The 21,034-nt window shown below is 68.6% G+C and carries 25 protein-coding genes; 17 read left to right on the top strand and 8 right to left on the bottom strand.

The features are described from left to right. Window positions 1-16 precede the first annotated feature (16 nt). The gene (locus tag AC1RNC_RS20405; RefSeq protein WP_492888104.1) at window positions 17-367 is read right to left on the bottom strand and encodes a YciI family protein; all 351 of its coding nucleotides are present in this window, start codon (window positions 365-367) and stop codon (window positions 17-19) included. A gap of 154 nt (window positions 368-521) precedes the next feature. On the opposite strand from AC1RNC_RS20405, the gene AC1RNC_RS20400 reads away from it, so the two are divergent. Beyond that, window positions 522-2,351, top strand: a complete 1,830-nt coding sequence (locus tag AC1RNC_RS20400) for a feruloyl-CoA synthase (RefSeq protein WP_492888103.1) — start codon at window positions 522-524, stop codon at window positions 2,349-2,351. Here the strand turns inward: AC1RNC_RS20400 and AC1RNC_RS20395 are convergent. Beyond that, window positions 2,317-2,964 (bottom strand): lysoplasmalogenase, encoded by a 648-nt coding sequence (locus AC1RNC_RS20395; protein ID WP_492888102.1) that lies wholly within the window; start codon window positions 2,962-2,964, stop codon window positions 2,317-2,319. The two genes, AC1RNC_RS20400 and AC1RNC_RS20395, sit on opposite strands and share 35 nt — an antisense overlap. Before the next feature lie 117 nt (window positions 2,965-3,081). Between AC1RNC_RS20395 and AC1RNC_RS20390 the strand changes: the two genes are divergently transcribed. Then, window positions 3,082-4,620 carry an acetolactate synthase large subunit gene (locus AC1RNC_RS20390; RefSeq protein WP_492888101.1) on the top strand — a complete coding sequence of 513 codons (1,539 nt, stop codon included), beginning with the start codon at window positions 3,082-3,084 and terminating at the stop codon, window positions 4,618-4,620. 62 nt (window positions 4,621-4,682) lie between these two features. Here the strand turns inward: AC1RNC_RS20390 and AC1RNC_RS20385 are convergent, their stop codons facing one another. Further along, the gene (locus AC1RNC_RS20385) at window positions 4,683-6,038 is read right to left on the bottom strand and encodes a hypothetical protein (RefSeq protein ID WP_492888100.1); all 1,356 of its coding nucleotides are present in this window, start codon (window positions 6,036-6,038) and stop codon (window positions 4,683-4,685) included. Window positions 6,039-6,192: 154 nt separating this feature from the next. On the opposite strand from AC1RNC_RS20385, the gene AC1RNC_RS20380 reads away from it, so the two are divergent. Genes AC1RNC_RS20380 through AC1RNC_RS20355 form a run of 6 tightly spaced genes read left to right on the top strand, consistent with a single transcriptional unit; the run spans window position 6,193 to window position 10,933 of the window. After that, entirely contained in the window at window positions 6,193-7,290 is a 1,098-nt protein-coding gene (locus tag AC1RNC_RS20380; protein ID WP_492888099.1) for an MBL fold metallo-hydrolase, read from the top strand. 44 nt (window positions 7,291-7,334) lie between these two features. Beyond that, on the top strand, window positions 7,335-7,778 hold the full coding sequence (locus tag AC1RNC_RS20375) for a MarR family winged helix-turn-helix transcriptional regulator (protein ID WP_492888098.1): 444 nt from the start codon (window positions 7,335-7,337) through the stop codon (window positions 7,776-7,778). Beyond that, window positions 7,775-8,545, top strand: a complete 771-nt coding sequence (locus AC1RNC_RS20370) for an enoyl-CoA hydratase-related protein (protein ID WP_492888097.1) — start codon at window positions 7,775-7,777, stop codon at window positions 8,543-8,545. Before AC1RNC_RS20375 ends, AC1RNC_RS20370 begins: the two co-directional genes overlap by 4 nt. A 35-nt stretch (window positions 8,546-8,580) precedes the next feature. Next, window positions 8,581-9,552: an SDR family NAD(P)-dependent oxidoreductase gene (locus AC1RNC_RS20365; RefSeq protein ID WP_492888096.1), complete on the top strand. Its 972-nt coding sequence runs from the start codon at window positions 8,581-8,583 to the stop codon at window positions 9,550-9,552. Further along, complete coding sequence (locus tag AC1RNC_RS20360; protein WP_492888095.1) at window positions 9,552-10,067, top strand: hypothetical protein; 516 nt, start codon at window positions 9,552-9,554, stop codon at window positions 10,065-10,067. The genes AC1RNC_RS20365 and AC1RNC_RS20360 overlap by 1 nt, the downstream gene beginning before the upstream one ends. Next, complete coding sequence (locus tag AC1RNC_RS20355) at window positions 10,064-10,933, top strand: SDR family oxidoreductase (protein ID WP_492888094.1); 870 nt, start codon at window positions 10,064-10,066, stop codon at window positions 10,931-10,933. The genes AC1RNC_RS20360 and AC1RNC_RS20355 overlap by 4 nt, the downstream gene beginning before the upstream one ends. On the opposite strand, the gene AC1RNC_RS20350 is transcribed toward AC1RNC_RS20355, so the two are convergent. After that, window positions 10,930-11,295 carry a TfoX/Sxy family protein gene (locus tag AC1RNC_RS20350; protein ID WP_492888093.1) on the bottom strand — a complete coding sequence of 122 codons (366 nt, stop codon included), beginning with the start codon at window positions 11,293-11,295 and terminating at the stop codon, window positions 10,930-10,932. The two genes, AC1RNC_RS20355 and AC1RNC_RS20350, sit on opposite strands and share 4 nt — an antisense overlap. On the opposite strand from AC1RNC_RS20350, the gene AC1RNC_RS20345 reads away from it, so the two are divergent. After that, a complete protein-coding gene (locus tag AC1RNC_RS20345) occupies window positions 11,282-11,761 on the top strand; it encodes a GNAT family N-acetyltransferase (RefSeq protein WP_492888092.1) in 480 nt (159 codons plus the stop codon). The genes AC1RNC_RS20350 and AC1RNC_RS20345 overlap by 14 nt on opposite strands. Window positions 11,762-11,764: 3 nt before the next feature. Here the strand turns inward: AC1RNC_RS20345 and AC1RNC_RS20340 are convergent, their stop codons facing one another. Beyond that, window positions 11,765-13,030 (bottom strand): MFS transporter, encoded by a 1,266-nt coding sequence (locus tag AC1RNC_RS20340; RefSeq protein WP_492888091.1) that lies wholly within the window; start codon window positions 13,028-13,030, stop codon window positions 11,765-11,767. 97 nt (window positions 13,031-13,127) lie between these two features. Here AC1RNC_RS20340 and AC1RNC_RS20335 point away from each other — a divergent pair, with 97 nt between their 5' ends. From AC1RNC_RS20335 to AC1RNC_RS20305, 7 genes are all read left to right on the top strand, one after another. Continuing rightward, complete coding sequence (locus AC1RNC_RS20335) at window positions 13,128-13,172, top strand: hypothetical protein (protein ID WP_199170699.1); 45 nt, start codon at window positions 13,128-13,130, stop codon at window positions 13,170-13,172. Window positions 13,173-13,236: 64 nt separating this feature from the next. Further along, window positions 13,237-13,776, top strand: a complete 540-nt coding sequence (locus tag AC1RNC_RS20330; protein ID WP_492888090.1) for a GNAT family N-acetyltransferase — start codon at window positions 13,237-13,239, stop codon at window positions 13,774-13,776. 50 nt (window positions 13,777-13,826) lie between these two features. Continuing rightward, window positions 13,827-14,420, top strand: a complete 594-nt coding sequence (locus tag AC1RNC_RS20325; RefSeq protein ID WP_492888089.1) for a DUF1285 domain-containing protein — start codon at window positions 13,827-13,829, stop codon at window positions 14,418-14,420. 11 nt (window positions 14,421-14,431) lie between these two features. Continuing rightward, window positions 14,432-15,082 carry a CoA pyrophosphatase gene (locus tag AC1RNC_RS20320; RefSeq protein ID WP_492888265.1) on the top strand — a complete coding sequence of 217 codons (651 nt, stop codon included), beginning with the start codon at window positions 14,432-14,434 and terminating at the stop codon, window positions 15,080-15,082. 198 nt (window positions 15,083-15,280) lie between these two features. Next, window positions 15,281-16,534: a CCA tRNA nucleotidyltransferase gene (locus AC1RNC_RS20315; RefSeq protein WP_492888088.1), complete on the top strand. Its 1,254-nt coding sequence runs from the start codon at window positions 15,281-15,283 to the stop codon at window positions 16,532-16,534. Between the two features lie 10 nt (window positions 16,535-16,544). Then, complete coding sequence (locus tag AC1RNC_RS20310; RefSeq protein WP_492888087.1) at window positions 16,545-17,249, top strand: glutamine amidotransferase-related protein; 705 nt, start codon at window positions 16,545-16,547, stop codon at window positions 17,247-17,249. A 42-nt stretch (window positions 17,250-17,291) separates the two neighbouring features. Continuing rightward, window positions 17,292-17,942, top strand: coding sequence for an Isoquinoline 1-oxidoreductase subunit (locus AC1RNC_RS20305; protein ID WP_492888086.1), 651 nt, complete (start codon window positions 17,292-17,294; stop codon window positions 17,940-17,942). On the opposite strand, the gene AC1RNC_RS20300 is transcribed toward AC1RNC_RS20305, so the two are convergent. Beyond that, entirely contained in the window at window positions 17,929-18,561 is a 633-nt protein-coding gene (locus tag AC1RNC_RS20300; RefSeq protein WP_492888085.1) for a TetR/AcrR family transcriptional regulator, read from the bottom strand. The two genes, AC1RNC_RS20305 and AC1RNC_RS20300, sit on opposite strands and share 14 nt — an antisense overlap. 86 nt (window positions 18,562-18,647) lie before the next feature. Between AC1RNC_RS20300 and AC1RNC_RS20295 the strand changes: the two genes are divergently transcribed. Beyond that, window positions 18,648-19,304: an O-methyltransferase gene (locus AC1RNC_RS20295; RefSeq protein WP_492888084.1), complete on the top strand. Its 657-nt coding sequence runs from the start codon at window positions 18,648-18,650 to the stop codon at window positions 19,302-19,304. On the opposite strand, the gene AC1RNC_RS20290 is transcribed toward AC1RNC_RS20295, so the two are convergent. Both AC1RNC_RS20290 and hemF read right to left on the bottom strand, forming a co-directional pair. Further along, window positions 19,253-20,050 (bottom strand): CPBP family intramembrane glutamic endopeptidase, encoded by a 798-nt coding sequence (locus AC1RNC_RS20290; protein ID WP_492888083.1) that lies wholly within the window; start codon window positions 20,048-20,050, stop codon window positions 19,253-19,255. The two genes, AC1RNC_RS20295 and AC1RNC_RS20290, sit on opposite strands and share 52 nt — an antisense overlap. After that, the gene (gene hemF, locus AC1RNC_RS20285; RefSeq protein ID WP_492888082.1) at window positions 20,041-20,928 is read right to left on the bottom strand and encodes an oxygen-dependent coproporphyrinogen oxidase; all 888 of its coding nucleotides are present in this window, start codon (window positions 20,926-20,928) and stop codon (window positions 20,041-20,043) included. Before hemF ends, AC1RNC_RS20290 begins: the two co-directional genes overlap by 10 nt. Window positions 20,929-21,034 lie beyond the last annotated feature (106 nt).

Genomic DNA, 21,034 nt, shown 5'->3' with positions numbered 1-21,034 from the left:
CTGGGGTCGGGCGTCTTCAATCTTCGTCGATGACGGGGCGGACCTCGACCGCGCCGTCGCCGGCCAGCGGGATCCGCTTGGCGATGGCCAGGGCCGCGTCCAGGTCCGGAACCTCGACCAGGTAGAAGCCGCCCAGCTGTTCGCGCGCCTCGGCATAGGGACCGTCGTGCAGGGCATGCTGGCCGTCGGTCTTGCGCACCGTGGTGGCCGTGTCGACCGTCTTCAGGCCCGAGCCGCCCTTCAGGACGCCCGTGGCCGCCAACTCGCCGGCCAGGGCCTGGTGGGCGGCGATGATCCCGTCCAACGCCCGGCCGTCGCCCGCGCGGTAGAGGTCTTCGTTCTCGTAGATCAAAAGGGCGTATTGCATGGCGATATCTCCCGACGAGCCCGCGACCATCGCGGCGCTTCGACCTCTGAGACGCGCCGGCTCCGCGAGATTCGACAGCGGACAACGAAAAATGTCGAGAGGGGCGCCGCGGCGGCCGGATTGAACCGCGCCGCTGGCGGTCGCATAACAGGGCATGGACGGATCCAGCCCCCACACCGCTCCCTTCCGCGACGCCCGCTACGCGCCCCGCGCGCTGGAGGTCGAGCGACTTGGGGGCCATGAGGGCGAGACGCTGATCCTGCGCAATCCGATGGCCTATTCGGACGCGGTGCGGACCACGACCGAGCCGCTGGCGCGGTGGGCCGCCGAGGCGCCGGATCGGGTCTGGCTGGCCGAGCGCGCCAATGGGCAGGGGGGCGACGACTGGCGAAAGGTGAGCTACGGCGAGGCCAAGGCCAAGGTCGCGGCCCTGGCCGGCGGGCTCGCGGGCCTGGGCCTGTCGCGCGGTCAGCCGTTGCTGATCCTGGCCCGCAACGGCGTCGACCACGCCCTGATCGCCTATGCCGCCATGAGCCTGGGCGCGCCCGCCGCGCCGGTCTCGCCGCAATATGGTCTGAAGGGCGCGGATCTGACCCGGCTGCAACACGCCGTCGAGCGGCTGAAGCCGGCGGCCGTCTATGCCGACGACGCCGAAGCGTTCGGCGACGCCCTGGCCGCGCCGTTCCTGGCCGGCCTGCCGGTCGTGGTCAGCCGCCACGCGCGGCCGGGCGACGTGACCTTCGACGATCTGCTGGAGAGTCCGCCGATCGAGCCGGTCGCCCAGCCCGGCGACGTCGCCAAGCTGCTGCTGACCTCGGGCTCCACGGGACGGCCCAAGGCGGTGGTCTGCACCCACGCCAACATCGCGCTGAACGCCGCCCAGATCGAGGCCTGCTACGCCGATCCCGAGCCGCCCGTGCTGGTCAATTCCGCGCCCTGGAGCCACAGCCTGGGGGCCAACGCCATCCTGCACATGGTGCTGCATCGGGGCGGGACCCTGTACATCGACGCCGGCCAGCCCGCGCCCGGCCGCTTCGCCGAGACGGTGCGGAACCTGCGCGAGGTGGCGACGACCTATCACAACATGGTCCCCGCCGGCTGGGGGCTGTTTGTCGGCGAGCTGGAGCGTGACGCGGCGCTGGCGGCCAGGTTCTTCGAAAAGGTGCGGGTGCTGCAGTACGGCGGGGCCTCGATGGCCCAGTCGATCCTGGATCGCGTCCAGGCCGTGGCGGTGCGGACGATCGGCGAGCGGATCACCTTCGCGGCCGGCTATGGCGCGACGGAGACCGGGCCGACGGCCTGCAACATCCACTGGCTGAACGCCCGCTCGGGCATGGTGGGGCTGCCGACGCCAGGCACGGCGGTGAAGCTGGTCCCGGCCCCAGGAACGAAGGATGGCGACGGCGGCAAGTTCGAGGTCCGGGTGAAGGGGCCGCAGGTCTCGCCGGGCTATCTGGATCAGCCGGAAGCCACCGAGCAGGCCTTCGACGAGGACGGTTTCTACCGCCTGGGCGATGCGGCGCGTCTGGCCGATCCGGAGGACCCGGCGGCGGGGCTGGTGTTCGACGGGCGGCTGGTCGAGAACTTCAAGCTGGCCAGCGGCACCTTCGTCGCGGCCGGGGCCCTGCGGGTGGCGGCGGTGTCGGCGATCGGCGGCGTGGTCTCCGACGCGGTGGTTTGCGGCGAGGGGCAGGACGGCGTCGGCCTGATGCTGTTCCTCGACGCCAAGGCCTGCGAGCGGCTGGGGGACGCCGAGGTGGTGAGGGCGACGATCGCCGAAGGTTTGTTGCGGATGAACGCGACGGCCAAGGGCGGCGGCGGCCGGATCGCCCGCGCCCTGATCCTGGAGGGCGCCCCCGACGCGGCCAGCGGCGAACTGACCGACAAGGGCTACATCAACCAGGCCCTGGCGCGGGACCGGCGGCCGAACGAGCTGGCGCGGCTGTTCGCTACGATGCCGGACGACGGGGTTCTAGTTCTTTAGCCACCCCCAGACAGATCAGAAGCTGGCCGAAATAATAGAGGCCCCAGACCGCCAGGCCGGTGGCCAGGTTGTCGGGCAGGTCGCCTTGCCGGGCGAAGATCAGCAGGTCCGAGACCACGAACATCAAGGCGCCGATGCCGACGGTCTTGACCGGAAAACGGCTCATCAACGCCGTGGTGGCCATCACCGCCAGGAACAGGCCGTAGAACGCGACGCCCGGCGCGCCGGCTCGATCGTGCGGGAGCTGATAAGCGATCCCGACCACGACCGGGATCAGGACCAGCGGGATCAAGGTCCCCGGCTTGCGATGCCGCAGATAGAGCCCGCTGGCCACCACATGGCCCAGCAGGAACGACACCGCCCCGACCGTCAGGCCGTGGGTCTCCAGCAACACGTCGCCGCCCGCGCCAAAGGCCATCACGGCCGCCAGCAGCCAGCCGTCCAGGTTCTTGGCCCGCAGCGCCGCGTGGACCGCCAGCAGCGCCACGCCGGCGCCCTTCCAGGCCGTCTCGACGCCCGGCGGCAGGGTCAGTCCCCAGGTTGACACATAGCTGACGCCGGCGATCAAGGACGCGATCAACGTCCAACGCGCGGCCGCGCTCATACCTTGCATCGAACGTTTCCCCCCGATTTTGCCGACCAGACTGCAATGGCGATCGGCTGATGCGCAACCGGGTTGGCCTGCTTGCCGAAATGTCGGAGACAAGAGGCCTAAAAAGCGGAGGAACGCATGAACGGCGCGGACGCCCTGATCACCACCCTGGCCGATAACGGGGTCGTCGCCTGCTTCGCCAATCCGGGCACCAGCGAGATGCAGTTCGTCTCGGCCCTGGACCGCGAGCCGCGCATGCGCTCGGTGCTGTGCCTGTTCGAAGGCGTGGCGACCGGCGCGGCCGACGGTTATGGCCGCATGGCCGGCAAGCCCGCCTGCACCCTGCTGCATCTGGGGCCCGGCTATGCGAACGGCGCGGCCAACCTGCACAACGCCCGCAGGGCGTACACCCCGGTGGTCAACATCATCGGCGACCACGCCACCTATCATCGCGGCTTCGACGCGCCGCTGAACAGCGACATCGCCGCTTTGGCCGCCCCCAATTCGCTCTGGGTCAAGTCGGCCGAGACCGCCGACAGCGTCGGCCCGCTGGCCGCCGAGGCCATCGTCGCCAGCCACGGAACGCCCGGCGGGAACGCCTGCCTGATCCTGCCCGCCGACGCCGCCTGGAACGAAGCGACGGTGAAGGGGTCAGTCGTCACGCCGCCGGCCTTCGCCGAGCCCGACACGGCCGCTGTCGAGAGCGTCGCCAAGGCGCTGGGGTTCGCCAGTAAGCCGGTGCTGCTGCTGGGCTCGGGCGCCTGCGGCGAGACCGCCTTGGCGGCGGCCGGGCGGCTGGCGGCGCACGGCGTCCGCATCCTGACCGACACCTTCACCGCCCGTCAGGCCCGTGGCGAGGGGCGCTTCCGACCCGACAAGCTGCCCTATTTCGGCGAGCAGGCCCTGAAGGATCTGGATGGCGTCGACCTGATGGTCCTGGTCTCGACCCAGCGTCCGGTGGCCTTCTTCGCCTATCCGGACCGGCCGAGCGTGCTGGTTCCCGAAGGCTGTTCGGTCGAGACCTTGTGCGGCCGTGAGGTCGACGCGGCGGCGGCCCTGAACGCCCTGGCCGACGCGATCGGCGCTCCGGCCGCGGGCCCCGTCGAGGCCTATGCCGCGCCCGACGCCCCGGCCGGCCGCCTGGACGCCTGGGCGATCGGCGCTTCGGTCGCGCGGCACATGCCGGCCGACACGGTCATCTCGGACGACGCGGTGACCGCCGGCCTGCCGATCTTCACCCAGACCAGGGCCGCCCGCGCCCACGACTGGCTGTCTCTCACGGGGGGCGCGATCGGTCAGGGCATCCCGCTGGCGATCGGCGCCGCCGTGGCCTGCCCGGACCGCAAGGTCCTGGCCCTGACCGGCGACGGAGCGGGCATGTACACGCTGCAGGGCCTGTGGACGATCGTCCGCGAGCAACTGGACGTCACCGTCGTGGTCTTCGCCAACCACGCCTACCGGATCCTCGGCATCGAGCTCTCCCGCACCGGGGCCGGCAATCCGGGCCCGGCGGCCTCGCGGCTGCTGGATCTGGGCGACCCTCGCATCGACTGGGTGAAGCTGGCTCAGGGGATGGGCATGCCGGCCGAACGCGCCGAGACCGCCGAAGCGTTCGACGACGCCTTCGCCCGGGCCATGGCCGCGCCCGGGCCGCGCCTGATCGAGGCGGCGCTCTAGCCAAGAAAAGGCCCGCCGGATCGCTCCGGCGGGCCTCGTCATTCAGAGATCAAGCGCTGGGATCAGCCCTTGACCTTGTTGGTCGGCAGCTTGCAGCCGCCGCCGATGCCCTTGGCTTGGGCGCAGGACAGGAACTCCTTGGCCGCCGGCTTGGCGACGCCCGTCGGATAGCCCAGCACCCAGCCCGGCAGACCGTCCGAGCAGGCGACTTCGACGAAGCCTTCGTTGTCGGTCGAGCCCATGACGCGGACGTCCGAGACCTTGCACGAGGCCTTGTTGAAGCCGACCAGATCCTGGCTCAGGCGGGCGTACTGCGTGTCCTTCTTGGTGAAGGAGCAACGGTAGCCGTTGAGCTCGGCCGTCAGGCAGTCGAACACCGTGCCGCCGCCGGCGGCGGCGAACACGGCGATGGCGCCGACTTCACTGCCCTTGCACTTCAGCTCGACGACTTCCTTCTTCGGATCGGCGCTCGGCAGCATGCCGTACTTCTCGACGTCGCAGGGGAAGCCGGCCTTGGCCGACAGCTTGCTGTAGAAGCCGGCCTGCTCGGTCTGAGCGGCGACGGCGTCGGTCATGGTGCAGCCGCCGCCGACGAAGCCGGCCTGGGCGCAGGGGATCGACTTGACGAAGGCGTTGGTGGCCATCGCCTGCTGATACATGTAGCCCTTGCCGTCCTGGCAGGCGACTTCGAAATAGTTGTCGTTCTTGGTGCTGAGGACGTAACGGCGGTCCTTGATCACGCAGTTGTTGGCCGCGGCCGTGTTCAGCGTGTCGACCAGTTGCAGCTGGGTCTGACGGTTGGTCAGCTTGCAGCTGACATTACCGCCCTCTTCGTACAGCAGGCAGCTGTTGGCGACGACTTCGCCGTTCAGGTTCATCGGGTTCGTCGTCTGGACGATGTAGCCGGCGCCGCCCTTACAGGCGACCTCGAAGAACGAGTTCTTGGCGCCGGAGCCGATGGCGCGGGCGTTTTCCTGCTCGCAGGTCACGCCGGCCTTCTTGACGTAGGGGGCCAGTTGAGCGCCGGGGTTGGCGTTGCCCGGCAGCAGGCAGGCGAGGCCGCCGACCTTGCCGTCCGGACCCGGCTGGCTCGATTCCAGGCAGGAATACAGCTGCGGGGCGCCTTCCTTCTTGGCGATGACCGCGAAGCCCATGCCTTCGTTACAGGCGACTTCGTAGTACTTGTCGCCAGCCTTCTTGTCCTCGCCCATGTAGCGGGCGTCGGAGACGGTGCAGCTCGCGCCGCTGGCCTGGATGACGGCCGGGGCGTCCTTCTTACCGATCTCGCGCGACTTGGCGTCGATGGCGGCGGGCTTGCTCTTCTCTTCCTTCGGCGCCGAAATGACAGCGGCCGGAATGAGAATGGCGACCGCGAGGGCGGCCGACAGGCCGATCGCGAAAGGCCTCATGGGTAACATCTCCTGGGTGGATTCCTCGCGCGGACATAAGCGCGTGCTTGTATCAGGGGTCAAGACACCGTCCGACCCAGGCGTGATGATGACTGGGTTTCAGGGCAAAAAATGGGTTGGATCAACGACAAGCGCCGGTTGAACGGGGCCTGAGGGAACGAAAATGCGCGACGGATTCGAAGACGAAGCGGCGGCCGAGACGCCGGAAGTCCGCAAGGCCGGGCGGCTGGTCTATCCGTTCGAAACCGCGCCGGAGGCCGGTTCGGGCGGCGCGGTCGAGGTCGCGCCGGGCGTCCTGTGGCTGCGCATGCCGCTGGGCGGCTCGCTGCAGTTCATCAATGTCTGGGCCATCGAGGATGGCGAGGGCTGGGCGATCGTCGACACCGGCGTCCAGACCCGCGAGACCAGCCAGGCCTGGCGCGACGCCTTCGCCGGCGCCCTGGGCGGCAAGCCGCTCACCCGGGTGATCGTCACCCACCTGCATCCCGACCATATCGGCCTGGCCGGCTGGATGACCCGCAAGTTCGACTGCCGGCTGTGGATGACCCGGCTGGAATATTTCCAGTGCCGGATGCTGGTCGCCGACACCGGCCGCGAGGCGCCCGAGGACGGGGTGAAGTTCTTTCAGGCCGCAGGCTGGGACGAGGACGCTATCGAGAACTACAAGGCCCGCTTCGGCGGCTTCGGCAAGGCGATCTACGCCCTGCCCGACAGCTATCGCCGGCTGTCCGACGGCGAGGACTTCGACATCGGCGGCAAGACCTGGCGGGTGGTGACGGGGCAGGGCCACTCGCCCGACCATGCCTGCCTGTGGTGCCCCGAACTCAATGTGCTGATCTCCGGAGACCAGGTGCTGCCGCGCATCTCGTCCAACGTCTCGGTTTTCCCGACCGAGCCGGACGCCGACCCTCTGAGCGACTGGCTGCGCTCGCTGGCCAAGGTCAAGGCGACGGTTCCCGACGACGTCATCGTGCTGCCGGCCCACAACGATCCGTTCGAGGGGCTGCACACCCGGATCGACGGCCTGATCTCGGGTCACGAACGGGGCCTGGCGCGGCTGGAAAAGAAGCTGGCCGAGTCCAAGCGTGTGGTCGACACCTTCGGGGCGTTGTTCGCGCGGCCGATCGGGCCAGACCTGCTGGGCATGGCGACGGGCGAGGCGCTGGCGCATCTCAACTGCCTGATCGGTCGCGGCAAGATCCGGCGCCAGCTGGATGGAGACGGCGTGGCCTGGTACGCGGCTTTTTCTAGTCCCGACTAGAAACGCTCGTTTGACATTTCGCATACGAAACATAATCTGCGGCCATGTCCGTGTCCGCTGATCGCCGTCTCATCTTCCTGCTCAACGCCGGCCATCGGCGCGTGCAGCGCTGGATCGAGGGCAAGATGGCGGCCAAGGGCGGCCTGACCGCCGCCCAGTCGGGGGTGCTGTTCTATCTGGGTGAGCAGGACGGAGCGCTGATCGGCGAGGCCGCCGACGCGCTGGACCTGGCCCCTTCGGCGATGACCGGCCTGATCGACCGCATGACCCGCGCCGAGCTGGTCGAGCGCCAGGCCGATCCCAAGGACGGCCGCGCCATGCGCCTGCGCCTGACCGCCAAGGGCCGCGCCGCTCGCCAGGCCGCGAAGGCGGGTCTTGATGGCGTCAACGCCCACCTCACCGAAGGCTTCACGGAGGAGGAGATCGGCGTCGTCGCGCGCTGGCTCGCCAGTCTGCAGACCAAGTTCCCCAAGGGAGACCAACAATGACCGATCACGTAAAGGTCGAGATCGACGCCGGCGTGATGACCCTCACCCTGGCGCGTCCGGAGAAGAAGAACGCGCTGTCGAACGCCATGTACGGCGTGCTGGCCGACAGCCTGGAGGCGGCCGAGGCGGATCCCGCCGTCCGCGTCGTGGTCATCCAGGCCGACGGCGACAGCTTCACGGCCGGCAACGACCTGCAGGACTTCGCGGCCCAGGCCACCGGAGCCTTCACGGGCGAGCGGCACGTGATCCGCTTCCTGAAGGCCCTGGCCAACGCCACCCGGCCGCTGGTCGCCGCCGTCCAGGGGCAGGCCGTGGGCGTGGGCACGACCATGCTGCTGCACTGCGACCTGGTGTTCGTGACCCCGGACGCGCGCCTGACCACGCCGTTCGTCAACCTGGCCCTGGTGCCCGAGGCCGCCTCCAGCTGGCTGCTGCCGGCCCGCATTGGCCACGCCCGCGCCTACGCCATGTTCGCCCTGGGCGAGGCGATCGACGGCGCCACCGCCGTGGCCTGGGGCATAGCCAACGGCTCGGCCGAGCTTGGCGACCTGCGGGCCCGCGCCCGCGCCGCCGCCGATCAACTGGCCAAGCGTCCGCTGGGGGCCCTGACCGTCACCAAGCGCCTGATGCGCGACGCCGAGAAGATCGCCGCCCTGATGGACATGGAGGGCGCCGAGTTCGCCGCGCGCCTGCAGACGGCCGAGGCCCGCGAAGCCTTCATGGCCTTCGCCGAACGAAGGGCTCCCGACTTCTCGAAGGTGGGCTAAGCTCCACCGACAACACTACGATCTGGGAGGATCAGATGGCGGAACGGATCACCTCGCCCTTCGGGGCGAAGTCGACGGCGCGCGAGGTCGTCGCGGGCCATGACCTGTCAGGCCGGGTGGCGATCGTCACCGGCGCGGCCACCGGCATCGGCGTCGAGACGGCGCGGGCCCTGGCCCTGGCGGGCGCGGAGGTGATCATCGCCGCCCGCAAGCCGGAGCTGGGCGAAGAGGTCGCCAACCAGATCAACGAAGAGGCGGGGTTGAAGCGCGTCAGCTTCGGCATGCTGGACCTTTCCAGTTTCGAGGCCATCCGCCACTTCGCCCACCGCTGGGGCGATCGCCGGCTGAACATCCTGATCAACAATGCCGGCGTCATGGCCTGCCCGCTGTCGCGCACGGCCGACGGGCTGGAGATGCAGATCGGCACGAACCACTTCGGCCATTTCCTGCTGTCGGCGCTGCTGGCGCCGAACCTGGTCGACGGCGCCGAGCACTCGGGCCACCGATCGCGACTGGTGTCGCTGTCCTCGATCGGTCACCGTCGCTCGCCGGTGCATTTCGAGGACCCGAACTACCAGACCCGGCCCTACGACAAGTGGGAAGCCTACGGCCAGGCCAAGACCGCCAACAGCCTGTTCGCGGTCGGCTTCGACAAGCGGTTCAAGGACCAGGGCGTCAACGCCAACGCCGTCATGCCCGGCGGCATCATGACTCCGCTACAGCGGCACATGACACTAGACGAGCAGCGGGCCATGGGCTGGCTGGACGAGCACGACAAGCCGCGCGAGGGCTTCAAGAGCACCGAGCAGGGCGCGGCGACCAGCGTATGGGCCGCGGTCGGCGACGAGCTGGACGGCGTCGGCGGGCTCTATCTGGAGGACTGCAACCAGGCCGTCCCGTGGAGCCAGGAGCACCCCTGGAACGGCGTCATGCCCCACGCCCTCGACCCAGACGCGGCCGACCGCCTGTGGGACCTTTCGGTCAAGACCACGGGCGCGGGCGCCTGATGGACGACCGGTCCATCCTGCGTCTGGCCGGGATCGCCACGATCGTCGGCGCGGTGATCGACATCGTCGCGCCGTTCGTCATCTATCCACATCTGGTCGAGCCGCAGCCGCACCTCGTCTACGTGGCCATCGATCTGCTGCTGATGTTCGGCATGCTGGGCGTCTGGTCGGCGAGTCGGCGCACGGCCAGCGTCCTGGGCCTGGCCGGCTTCGTCCTAGGCCTGCTGGGCGTGATGCTGGTGCGGACCTCGTCGGCCAGGATGTTCGGCGAGGCCTCGTACCTGATCGCTTCCAGCGTCTGGTCGGTCGGCATGGTGGTTTGGGCTCTCGATCTCCTACGGGCGAAAGCATTTCGCATTCCTGCCGGCCTGTGGATCGCCGCGCTCGTCATCGGCCTTGTCGGCGTCGCTCTGAAGGATCACGGTCCCGTCGCGCACGTGGCCAAGATGAGCTTCATTCTCGGTTTCGTCGTCGCCGGCGTCGACCTGATCAAAGCGCGTGGAGAACCCGCATGAGCCAGCCCAATTCGCTTCGGGGCAAGACCCTCTTCGTCACCGGCGCCTCGCGCGGCATCGGCCTGGCCATCGCCCTGCGCGCCGCGCGGGACGGGGCCAATATCGTCATCGCCGCCAAGACGGCCGAGGCGCATCCGAAACTGCCCGGCACCATCTACACGGCCGCCAAGGAAATCGAGGACGCCGGCGGCAAGGCCCTGCCGCTGGTGGTCGACGTGCGCGAGGAGGCCAATGTCCAGGAGGCGGTCGAGAAGGCTGTCGCCCAGTTCGGCGGGATCGACATCTGCGTGAACAACGCCTCGGCCATCTCGCTGACCGGGACGCTGTCGACCGACATGAAGCGCTACGACCTGATGCACCAGATCAATACGCGCGGCACGTTCGTCACCTCGAAGGCCTGCATCCCCTACTTGAAGAAGGCTGAGAACCCGCACGTCCTGATGCTGTCGCCGCCGCTGGACATGTCGCCGCGCTGGTTCGGCTCGCACGTGGCCTACACCATGGCCAAGTTCGGCATGTCGATGTGCGTGCTGGGCATGGCGGAAGAGTTCAAGAGCGACGGCGTCGCCTTCAACGCCCTGTGGCCCCGCACCGGCATCGCCACCGCCGCCATCCAGTTCGCCCTGACCGGCGACGAGGGCCTCAAGCACTGTCGGACGGTCGAGATCATGGCCGACGCGGCCCATGCGATCTTCAGCAAGCCGTCGCGTGAGTTCTCGGGGAACTTCTTGATTGATGATAGTTTCCTGTACGGCGAGGGCGTCCGCGACTTCGACCAGTACAAGGTCGATCCGGCCGCGACCCTGATGCCGGACTTCTTCGTGCCGGAGAGCAGCCCGCCGCCGCCGGGCGTGAAGATCGGCTAGCGCTTCTTCTTGCCCGCCGCCTTCTTGGCGCTTGATCGGGCCGCGACCTCCAGCGACTTGCGCGACCATTCCAGCAGGATGTCCTGGTCGTCGAGCGCCTCGACCGGCGCGGCCCAGTAGGCCATCGGCTTGCCCTCGCCGAACGGGTCGAAGGCGTGGGAGCCGGCGGCCTCGAACGCGACCTTTAGCGCGTCGTCGCCCTTGAGATAGAGGACGTCGTCGTCGATCAGCGCGAAGAACAGGCCGTTCGCGTAGACGCCGACTCCGCCGAACATCCGGCGCGCGGTGATCTGGCCCAGCGGGGCCAGTTGCTCCAGAACGAAGTCCCGATAGTCCGCAGAGACCGCCATGTCCGTTTCCATTCGCTCGGCCACGCCCGCCGACGCCGCCCTGATCCACCAGTTCATCCTCGATCTGGCGGACTATGAAAAGCTGCTCGACACGGTGGAGGCGACGCAGGCCGATACGGCCGCGGCTCTGTTCGGTCCCAAGGCCCGCGCCTTCGCGGACATCGCCGAGCTCGACGGCCAGCCGGTCGGCTTCGCCCTGTGGTTCTACAACTACTCGACCTTCGTCGGCCGGCACGGGATCTATCTGGAGGATCTGTTCGTGCGGCCTTCCGCGCGCGGCTCCGGCGCGGGCAAGGCGCTGCTGGCGAACCTCGCCAAGCGCTGCGTCGACGAGGGGCTGGGCCGCCTGGAGTGGTCGGTGCTCGACTGGAACGCCCCGTCGATCGCCTTCTATGACAGCCTCGGCGCGGCCGCGATGGACGAATGGATCATCCGCCGGCTGACCGGCGACGGCATCCGAAAGCTGGCGGGCCTCTAGGTCCTATTCCAGTCGGTCGGCCTTGCGCAGGTCGGGGAACAGGAAGGCCCACACGGCGGTGACCGCCATGGCCCCGACGCCGCCGAACACCGCCGCGCCGATGGGACCCAGCAGCCAGGCCATGGCCCCGCTCTCGACCTCGCCCAGTTCGTTGGAGGCGCTGATGAACACACCGGAGACGGCGGCGACGCGGCCGCGCATGGCGTCCGGGGTGACGATCTGCACCAGGGTCTGGCGGACATAGACGGACAGCATGTCGGCCCCGCCCAGCACGGCCAGGGCCCCGACCGACAGCCACTCCAGCTTGGAGAGGCCAAACACCGCCGTGGCCAGGCCGAACACGGCCACGCCGGCGAACATGATCTTGCCGGCGTTGCGGCGGATCGGGTTGCTGGCCAGGTAGACGCCGACCAGCGAAGCGCCGATGGCGGGAGCCGCGCGCAGCAGGCCGAAACCGCCGGGGCCGATGTGCAGCACGTCCTTCGCGAACACCGGCAACAGGGCCGTGGCCCCGCCCAGGATCACCGCGAACAGGTCCAGCGAGATCGAGCCGAAGACGATCTTGTTGTTCCAGACGTAGGACAGGCCTTCCTTGATCAGCTCCACGCGCGAGCCGGGCTGGGTTTCGGGCTGGGTGTTCTTGCGGATCGATAGGGCCAGCACGGCGGCGGCCAGGTAGAAGACCAGCGAAGCGCCGAAGGCCAGGGCCGGCGAGTGGATCAGCAGCAGGCCGCCCAGGGCCGGGCCCAGGATCGAGCCGCCCTGCCAGGACAGCGAGTTCCAGGCGATGGCGCGCGGCAGCAGGGGGCGCGGCACCAACATCGGCCCCATGGCGCTGCTGGCGGGCGAGAGAAAGGCGCGGCTGGCCCCGAACATCACCGAGACGGCGAAGATCGGCCACAGCGCATGCGAGCCCATCAGCGCCAGGATCAGCAGCACGCTGGCGCTGATCGCGTCCAGGCACAGGGTGGCGGCGACGATCAGCTTGCGGGTCCGTCGGTCGGCCGTCTCGCCGGCGATGAGGGTCAGCAGGAACAGCGGCACGAACTGGGCCAGGCCGATCATGCTGACCATGAAGGCCGACTCGCCCACCGAGTGGGTCAGGCGGGCGATGGCGTAGACCTGCCAGCCCAGGGCCACGGACTGGATCTGCACCCCCAGGGTGGAGACGAAGCGGGCCACCCAGAAGAGGAGGAAGTCACGCTCCCGCAACAGGGCGCGGGTAGAGGTGTCGGGAGCGGGCGGCGCGGGAGAGGCGGGGTCGGACATTGGGTCGCAACATAGGCCGCGCTTCGCGCACCGCAACGTTATTGACCTGAGAAAGGCTTGGCCCTACAGCGCGCGCATCTTCTGGAGGTTTCCGGGTATGCCCCGCCTGCGACGAATGACGCGCGAACGCGCCACGATCTGACGCCCTCCCGGTCGCGCCTTCGCGTCGGGAGCCCCCGACGCCCTTTCGCATTTCCCGAAGGCCGATGACCCCGACAACAGCCCAAAAGACCGTTCCGCCCGCGCCCGCCTATCCGCCCTTGGTCCATGAGACCCCGGCGATGGAGGCGGCCGTCACCCGCCTGATCGACCGGGTGTTCGGCCCCGGCCGTTTCGCCAAGTCGTCCGAGCGTCTGCGCGAGGGCAACACCCTGTTGAGCGACTGCTCGTTCGTGGCTCTGCGCGACGGCGAGCCGGTCGGCTGCTGTCGCATGTGGCCGGTGACCATCGGCGGCGAGCCGGTCGCCTTCCTGGGGCCGCTGGCGGTGGATCCCGACGAGCGCAGCGCGGGCCTGGGCCAGGCCCTGGTCGAGAGCGCCGTCAAGGCCGCCCGCGCCGCCGGCTGGCGCGCGGTGCTGCTGGTCGGCGATGGCCCCTATTTCGGCCGGGTCGGCTTCACCAACGCCCACACGGCCGGTGTCGTCATGCCCGGCCCGGTGGATCAGCGCCGGGTGCTGCTGCTGCCGCTGAAGGAAGCCGGGGACGAAGGACTCGCGGGTCTGGTCGCGATCGATCCGCGCGCTTGAACCGCCACTCCTGCTTGAGTGCGATGGCCTATGGGCCTAACTGATCCGTGATGACCGACGCATCTCCCAAGACCGGGTTGGACGGCGTCGCCCAGGCCGCCCAAAACGCACAAGGGGGGGCCGCCGGCGCGCGCGGCCTGCCGCCGGTCCATCTGTGGAACCCGCCGCATTGCGGCGAGATCGACATCCGCATTCGCAAGGACGGGGTCTGGTTCCACGAAGGCTCGCCGATCGGCCGGGAGGCCCTGGTGCGGCTGTTCTCGACCGTGCTGCGGCTCGATCCGGACGGCTATCACCTGGTCACGCCCGTCGAGAAGATGAGGATCACGGTCGAGGACGCGCCGTTCATCGCCACCCGCGTCGACCGCGTCCAGAAAGACGATGGCGGCGAGGCGCTGGTCTTCCAGACCAATGTCGGCGACGCGGTCGAGGCGGGGCCGGACAATGCGATCCGCGTCGAGATCGATCCGGTGACCGGCGAGCCGCGCCCCTATGTTCACGTCCGTCGCGGGCTGGAGGCGCTGATCGCCCGGCCGGTGTTCTACGAACTGGCCGAGATGGCTGGCCAGCAGAACGACGCTTGGGGCGTCAGCTCGAACGGCGCGTTCTTCCCGATCGCGCCGCCGGGAGCCGTCCCGGCATGACGCACCCAGACATGACGCGGGAGGAGCGCCGCGCCTGGATCGCCAGCCGTCTGCATCCGATCTCGGACTACGACCCCAGTCTCGCCAATCCGAAGAAGTCCGACTACGACCTCAATCCCGGTTTGAAGGTCGACAACCCGCACGCTCTGCGTCCGGCCGCCGTGCTGGTGGGGCTGATCGAGCACGAGGACGGGTTGACGGTCCTGCTGACCCGCCGGTCCGACACCCTGCGCAGCCACACCGGACAGATCGCCTTTCCCGGCGGTCGCTGCGATCCGGGTGAGACGCCCTGGCAGACGGCCCTGCGCGAGGCGCAGGAGGAAGTAAACCTCGATCCGGCCCTGGTGACCGTGGTAGGCCTGTTGCACGGCTACCAGACGGTGACCGGCTTCCACGTGACGCCGGTGGTCGGCTTCATCGATCCGAAGGCGACCTTCGTCGCCAGCCCCGAGGAAGTGGCCGACGTCTTCGAGACGCCGTTCGCCTTCCTGATGGATCCGGTCAACCATCAACGGCAGTCGAGGGAGGCTCCGGATGGGGCGCGACGTCATTTCTATGCGATGCCCTGGAACGATCGGTTCATCTGGGGGGCGACGGCCGGCATGCTCCGGTCGTTGTACGAGGCGCTTTACGACGAAAGCGGACGGACACCCTCCGAATAGGGTGTTTCGCAGAGCGCGATAGCCGAAAGTGTGAGCGGTTTCGGCGGTTATCGCGCTCCAATGTTTGAACAGAGCCTGTTTATCCGTTTCGGATTTGTGCGGTCCGAAACGGACAGGCTCTGGCGAAGCCAGGGTCTCCTGGCCTAACAATGTCGCCCCGTTCAAGGGGCGATGACGCGTGCTGTGGGGAGTCAGGCGTTGAGCAGTGAATCGATCGGCGTTCAGCCGTGGATGGCGCTACCTGGAACAAGGGCGGTGTTCGCCGCCCTGGAGGCGCGCGGCTATCCCGGCTGCGCGCGCTTCGTCGGCGGCTGCGTTCGCAACGCGGTGATGGGCAAGCCCATCGACGATATCGACATCGCCACCACCCTGACGCCGGACCTGATCATCGACGCCCTGGAGCAGGCCGGCCTGCGCGCCATTCCGACCGGCGTCGACCACGGCACGATCACGGCGCTGTCGGGCGGCCGGCCCTATGAGATCACCACCCTACGCAAGGACGTCTCGACCGACGGCCGCCGGGCGGTGGTGGCCTTCACCCAGGACTGGGGCCAGGACGCCGAGCGCCGCGACTTCCGCTTCAACGCCCTGTACGCGGATCTGGAAGGACGGCTCTACGACCCGACCGGCGAGGGGATCAAGGACGCTCACGAAGGCCGGGTGGTGTTCGTCGGCGATCCGATGACCCGTATCCGCGAGGACTATCTGCGCATCCTGCGCTTCTTCCGGTTCCAGGCCTGGTACGGCAAGGGCGACGCCGACCAGAAGGCCCTGGCCGCCTGCAAGGCGCTGAAGGGCATGGTCTCCGGCCGCGCCGCCGAGCGTACTCAGAAGGAACTGATGAAGATGCTGGCCGCGGAGGATCCGCGCCCGGCTCTGCGCCTGATGGCGGCGACCAGCGTGCTGTCCTCGATCCTGCCCCAGGTGAAGTCTCTGGCCCGCTTCGAGGCCCTGGTGGCCATCGAGACCGAGCAACTGTTCGAGAACGACCCGGACCTGCGCCTGGCGGCGCTGATCCCGGACGATCCCAAGCAGGCCGCCGACCTGGCCGAGCGACTGCGCCTGCCCAACAATGTCCGCGACCGGATCGTTGACGCGGTTGGCAAGAGTCCGCGCATCGTCTCGTGGATGAGCCCGCGTGAAGCGCGCCGCGCCGTCTATGGCCTGGGCGTGCGGGCGTTCAGCGACCGGATCAAGCTGGCCTGGGCCGGCTCGGGCCGTGACTCGACCGCCCCGCAGTGGCGGGCCCTGCTGGCCCTGGCCGAGACCTGGAACCCGCCGGCCTTCCCGCTGTCGGGCGAGGAGGTCATGCAGGCCGGCGTGCCAAAAGGGCCGATGGTCGGCGAGGTGATGCGCGAAATCGAAATCTGGTGGATCGACCAGGACTTTATCGAGGACAAGTTCAGCGCCATCGAGCGGCTGAAGGCGGTCGCGCAGGGTATGGTTTACTAGGAGGGGTGTCTTGAAGATCGGCCTGCTCGAGACCGGCAATCCGCCAGGCGACCTCGCGGAGACCCACGGCAGCTATTCGGCGATGTTCAAGGCGCTGTTGGGGCCGGAGCACAGCTACCGCGTCTACGACGTCCAGAAGGGCGAGCTGCCCGAGGATCCGGGCGAGAACGACGCCTATGTCATCACCGGCTCGGCGGCCGGAGTCTATGACCCGTTGCCGTGGATCGAGCCGCTCAAAGCGTTCCTCGTCCAGGCCAAGGGCGAGCAGCCGATGGTCGGGGTGTGCTTCGGCCACCAGATCATGGCCGAAGCGTTCGGCGGCAAGGTCATCAAGTCCGACAAGGGCTGGGGCGTGGGCCTACAGGCCTACGCGGTCGAGGCGCAGGAACCGTGGATGGACGATGCCCACCACCTCGCCGTGCCCGGCTCGCACCAGGACCAGGTCGTCGCGCTGCCCCCTGGCGCGCGGGTGCTGGCCGGCAGCGCGTTCACGCCCTACGGGATTCTGACGTACGACGACGCCAAGGCGATCTCGATGCAGGTCCACCCCGAGTTCTCGCCGGACTACGCCAAGGCGCTGATCGAGACGCGGCGCGGCGCGCGGCTCACCGACGAGCAGGCCGACGCGGCGATCGCCAGCCTTTCGGCCGACAACGACCGCGCGCGGATGGCCGAATGGATCGGCGCATTCCTGAAGCAGGAAACCCAAGGCTAAGCGGGCGCGTTCCTCCCGCGGTGAAATCCGGGAGGTCCGTCCATGCGTATCGCTACCGTCGTGATCCTGGCCGGAGCCCTGGCCGCCGCCGGCGCGGTCGTCGCCAGCGTCCAGGCGGCGCCTGAAACGAAGGCGGCGGGGCCAGCGCCCGTGGCGCTGAAGACCGCCGCCAGCTTCCAGTCGATCAAGGATCCGGCCGCGCGGTCGATCGCCCTGTTCCAGGAGGCCGGCAAGGTGATCCAGAGCCCGCGCTGCCTGAACTGCCATCCGGTCCAGCGCGCCCCGACGCAAGGCGACAACCTGCATCCGCACAATCCGCCGATGATCGCTGGCGACAGCGGCCATGGCCCGGCGGGCATGCCGTGCTTCTCGTGTCATACCCAGGCCAACGTCCCGACCTGGGGTGCGGATATCAAAAGTATCCCCGGCGATCCGAAGTGGGCCCTGGCCCCCGCCGAGATGGCCTGGCAAGGCAAGTCGCTGGGCCAGATCTGCGCCCAGATCAAAAATCCCTCGACCAACGGCGGCAAGTCCATGGCCGAGCTGCATCATCACATGGCGCAGGATCACCTGGTCGGCTGGGCCTGGAACCCGGGCGCCGGACGGATCCCGGCCCCCGGCACGCAGGCGCGGTTCGGCGAGCTGATCAAGGCGTGGATCGACACCGGCGCCAAATGCCCTAAGGCCGCCTGATACTTTCCAGATAGGCGGTGAACATGTCGGCCATGGCGTCGGCGTGGGCCGTGATCTCGGTGTCCGTCCTCGGCGTCTCGGAGAAAGCCTTGGCGACCTCCTTGAGCGTCAGGGTGATCAGGTCGCCGGCCTGGACGCGGACGTCTTCGTCCGTGTCCGGCAGCACCTCGCGCATGAAGTCGCGGATGGTGTCCGTGCCCGAGACCCTCGCCGCCTGGGCCTCGGGGGCGTCGCGATAGAGCGGCGCGGCGTCGTTGAGCGCCGTGCGCATCGCGGCTTCCTCGCATTCGGATCGGACGAAGGCGTGGACCAGGGCGCGCAGGCGCTCCAGGGGCGGCCGCGCGCGGTCCTCCAGGATGGTGCGCAGCAGGTCGGTCGTCTGGCGCCATTCGTCGCTTTGCAGCCGGAACAGGATCGCGGCCTTGTTCGGGAAGTACTGATAGACCGAGCCGACGCTGACTCCTGCCTTGTCTGCGACCCGGGCGGTGGTGAAACGCGCCGCGCCCTCCTTGGCCAGAACCTGAACAGCCGCCTCCAGGATCGCCGCCACCAGCTCGGTCGAACGGGCCTGCTTGGGCTGCTTTCGTGAGGAAATCCGGGGGCTTGGATGGTCGTTCATAGGAGCGTCCAGCAACGCGAATAGGAAACCTGACGAATTAGTCGCATTTCTGAGGCCGGCGCAACACCGCGCTTTTGGAGACCTCCATGAACACCCTGATCAAGCTTGGACCGCTGCTGGGCCGTCTGTTCGACCTGAGCGACACGGCGCGCCCCGTCTTCTCCGGCGTGCCCGCCGCCGAGCGCGAGCGGCTGATGCGCAGCAAGACCGAGTATCTCGAGCTCTACGGCGCCCTGAAGGAATTTCCGCTGGCGGTGTCGCGCGACACCGGCGCGCTGCTCTACATGCTGGCGCGATCGATCGGCGCGAAGACGATCGTCGAGTTCGGGACCTCGTTCGGCGTCTCGACCCTGCACCTGGCCGCGGCCCTGCGCGACAATTGGGGGGATGGGGGCGGCGGTCGCCTGATCACCACCGAGTTCGAGCCGTTCAAGGCCGAGCGCGCCCAGGAGCATCTCGTCGCCGGCGGCCTGCTGGACCTAGTCGAGATCCGCCTGGGCGACGCGCTGCGGACCCTGGCCGTCGACCTGCCGGAGACGATCGACCTCGTCCTGCTGGACGGCGCCAAGGCGCTTTATCCGGAGATCCTGGCCCTACTGGAAAGCCGCCTGCGGCCGGGCGCGTTGATCATCGCCGACAACGCCGACTATGCGCCGGAGTATCTGGCGAAGGTGCGGTCCACCGAAGCCGGCTACCTGTCCGTGCCGTTCGGCGAGGACGTGGAACTGTCGATGAAGCTCTGAACGGGCCACAGCAGCACGATCGCCGTCAGGGCGAGGTGCGCCCCGGCCGAGAGCCAGGGCGACCCGTCCGGACGGGCCGCGTCGATGGTGACTGCGCCATCGAGCAAGGTGTTGGTCAGGTTCCAGCCCCAGTGCAGACCGACGGCGGCCCAGAGGCTCTTCCAGCGCCAGGCCGCGGCCGCATAGGCCAGGCCGAAGCAGAAGATCCGCATCCAGGCCAACGGCCCGTCGCCCAGTCGGTAGATGTGGTTCAGCAGATAGATGGCGCTGCTGGCCAGGACGAAGGCCGAGCCGGTCCAGGCGACGCCCGAGGCCTTCAGCCAGAAGCCTCGGGTCAGGATGTCCTCGGTGATCGAGGCGACGAAGGTCGACAGGGCCGCGCCGGCGACCATGCCGATCCAGAAGATCGGTGTGTGCGAGGCAGGTGGCGAACCGAAGACGAAGGTTCCGTTCGCCAGGCCCCAGAAGACCGCGGCGAGTCGCGCCAGGGCGGCCAGTAGAATGCCGACCAGCACCAGCCGCGCCCAACCCGGCTTGAGGTCGAGGGCATAGGCGTCATAGCCGCGATGACCCAGCAGCCAGCGCCCAACCGGCCAGGCCGCCAGCAGGGCGGCGATCATCAGCACGGCCTGGAGAGCGGGGCTGTGCAGCCAGAGCATGCCTACGCCCTCGGCCGACTGGTAGAGGGCGAATAGGATGACGAAGGCCGCGATCCGGCGGCCGGCCGACACTGTCCCTAAGGCCATTTCACCGCCGGCGGCATCGAGCTCAGGATCGATTCCACGTTCCCCCCCGTCTTCAGACCGAACATGGTGCCACGGTCGTAGAGCAGGTTGAACTCGACATAGCGGCCGCGCTGGACCAGTTGCTGCTCGCGCTCTTCGGCCGTCCAGGCCTCGCCCATCCGGCGGCGGACCAGCTCCGGATAGATCTCCAGGAACGCCCGGCCAACGTCCTGCGTGAAGGCGAAGTCCCGGTCCCAGTCGCCGCTGGCGTGGTGGTCGTAGAAGATGCCGCCGATACCGCGCGGTTCATTACGGTGGGGCAGGAAGAAGTACTCGTCGCACCAGGCCTTGTACTTGGCGTACCAGTCCGGATCGTGCTTGTCGCAGGCCCGCTGGTAGGCGGCGTGGAAGTCGATGGCGTCGGGGAAGTCCTGCTGGCGCTGATAGCCGAGCAGGGGTGTGAGATCCCCGCCGCCGCCGAACCAGCTCTTGGTCGTGGCGATGAAGCGGGTGTTCATGTGCACGGCCGGCACCCGCGGATTGGTCATGTGCGCGATCAGGCTGATGCCGGTGGCGAAGAACCGGGGGTCGTCCGCCGCGCCGGGCATGTTTTTCGCCATCTCGGGCGTGAAGGTCCCGTGCACCGTCGAGACGTGGACGCCGACCTTCTCGAACAGGCGGCCGTGCATCATGCCCATGACGCCGCCGCCGCCGGCCGGGCGGTCCCAGGGTTTCTTCTCGAAGCGGCCGGGCGCGCCGGGATAGAGATCGGCCGGGGCCTCGTCCTCCAGGCGTTCGAATTCCGCGCAGATCTGGTCGCGCAGGCTTTCGAACCAGGCGCGGGCCTTGGCCTTCTTGTCGTCGAGGGCCAGAATTTCGAGGTCTTGGTCGGTGCTCATGCCGTCGGATTAAGCCGCAGAACGCCCGCGTGCAAATGGGTCGCCGCGCCTGAGGCAAAACCGAAGGGCGGTATTCGACAAGAACGGGACGGCGACCCCATATAGA

Source organism: Caulobacter sp. GW822-FHT01G02 (assembly GCF_058802865.1).
Note: the sequence above shows the minus strand (reverse complement) of the source record. Positions and strands in the feature narration are given on the sequence as shown.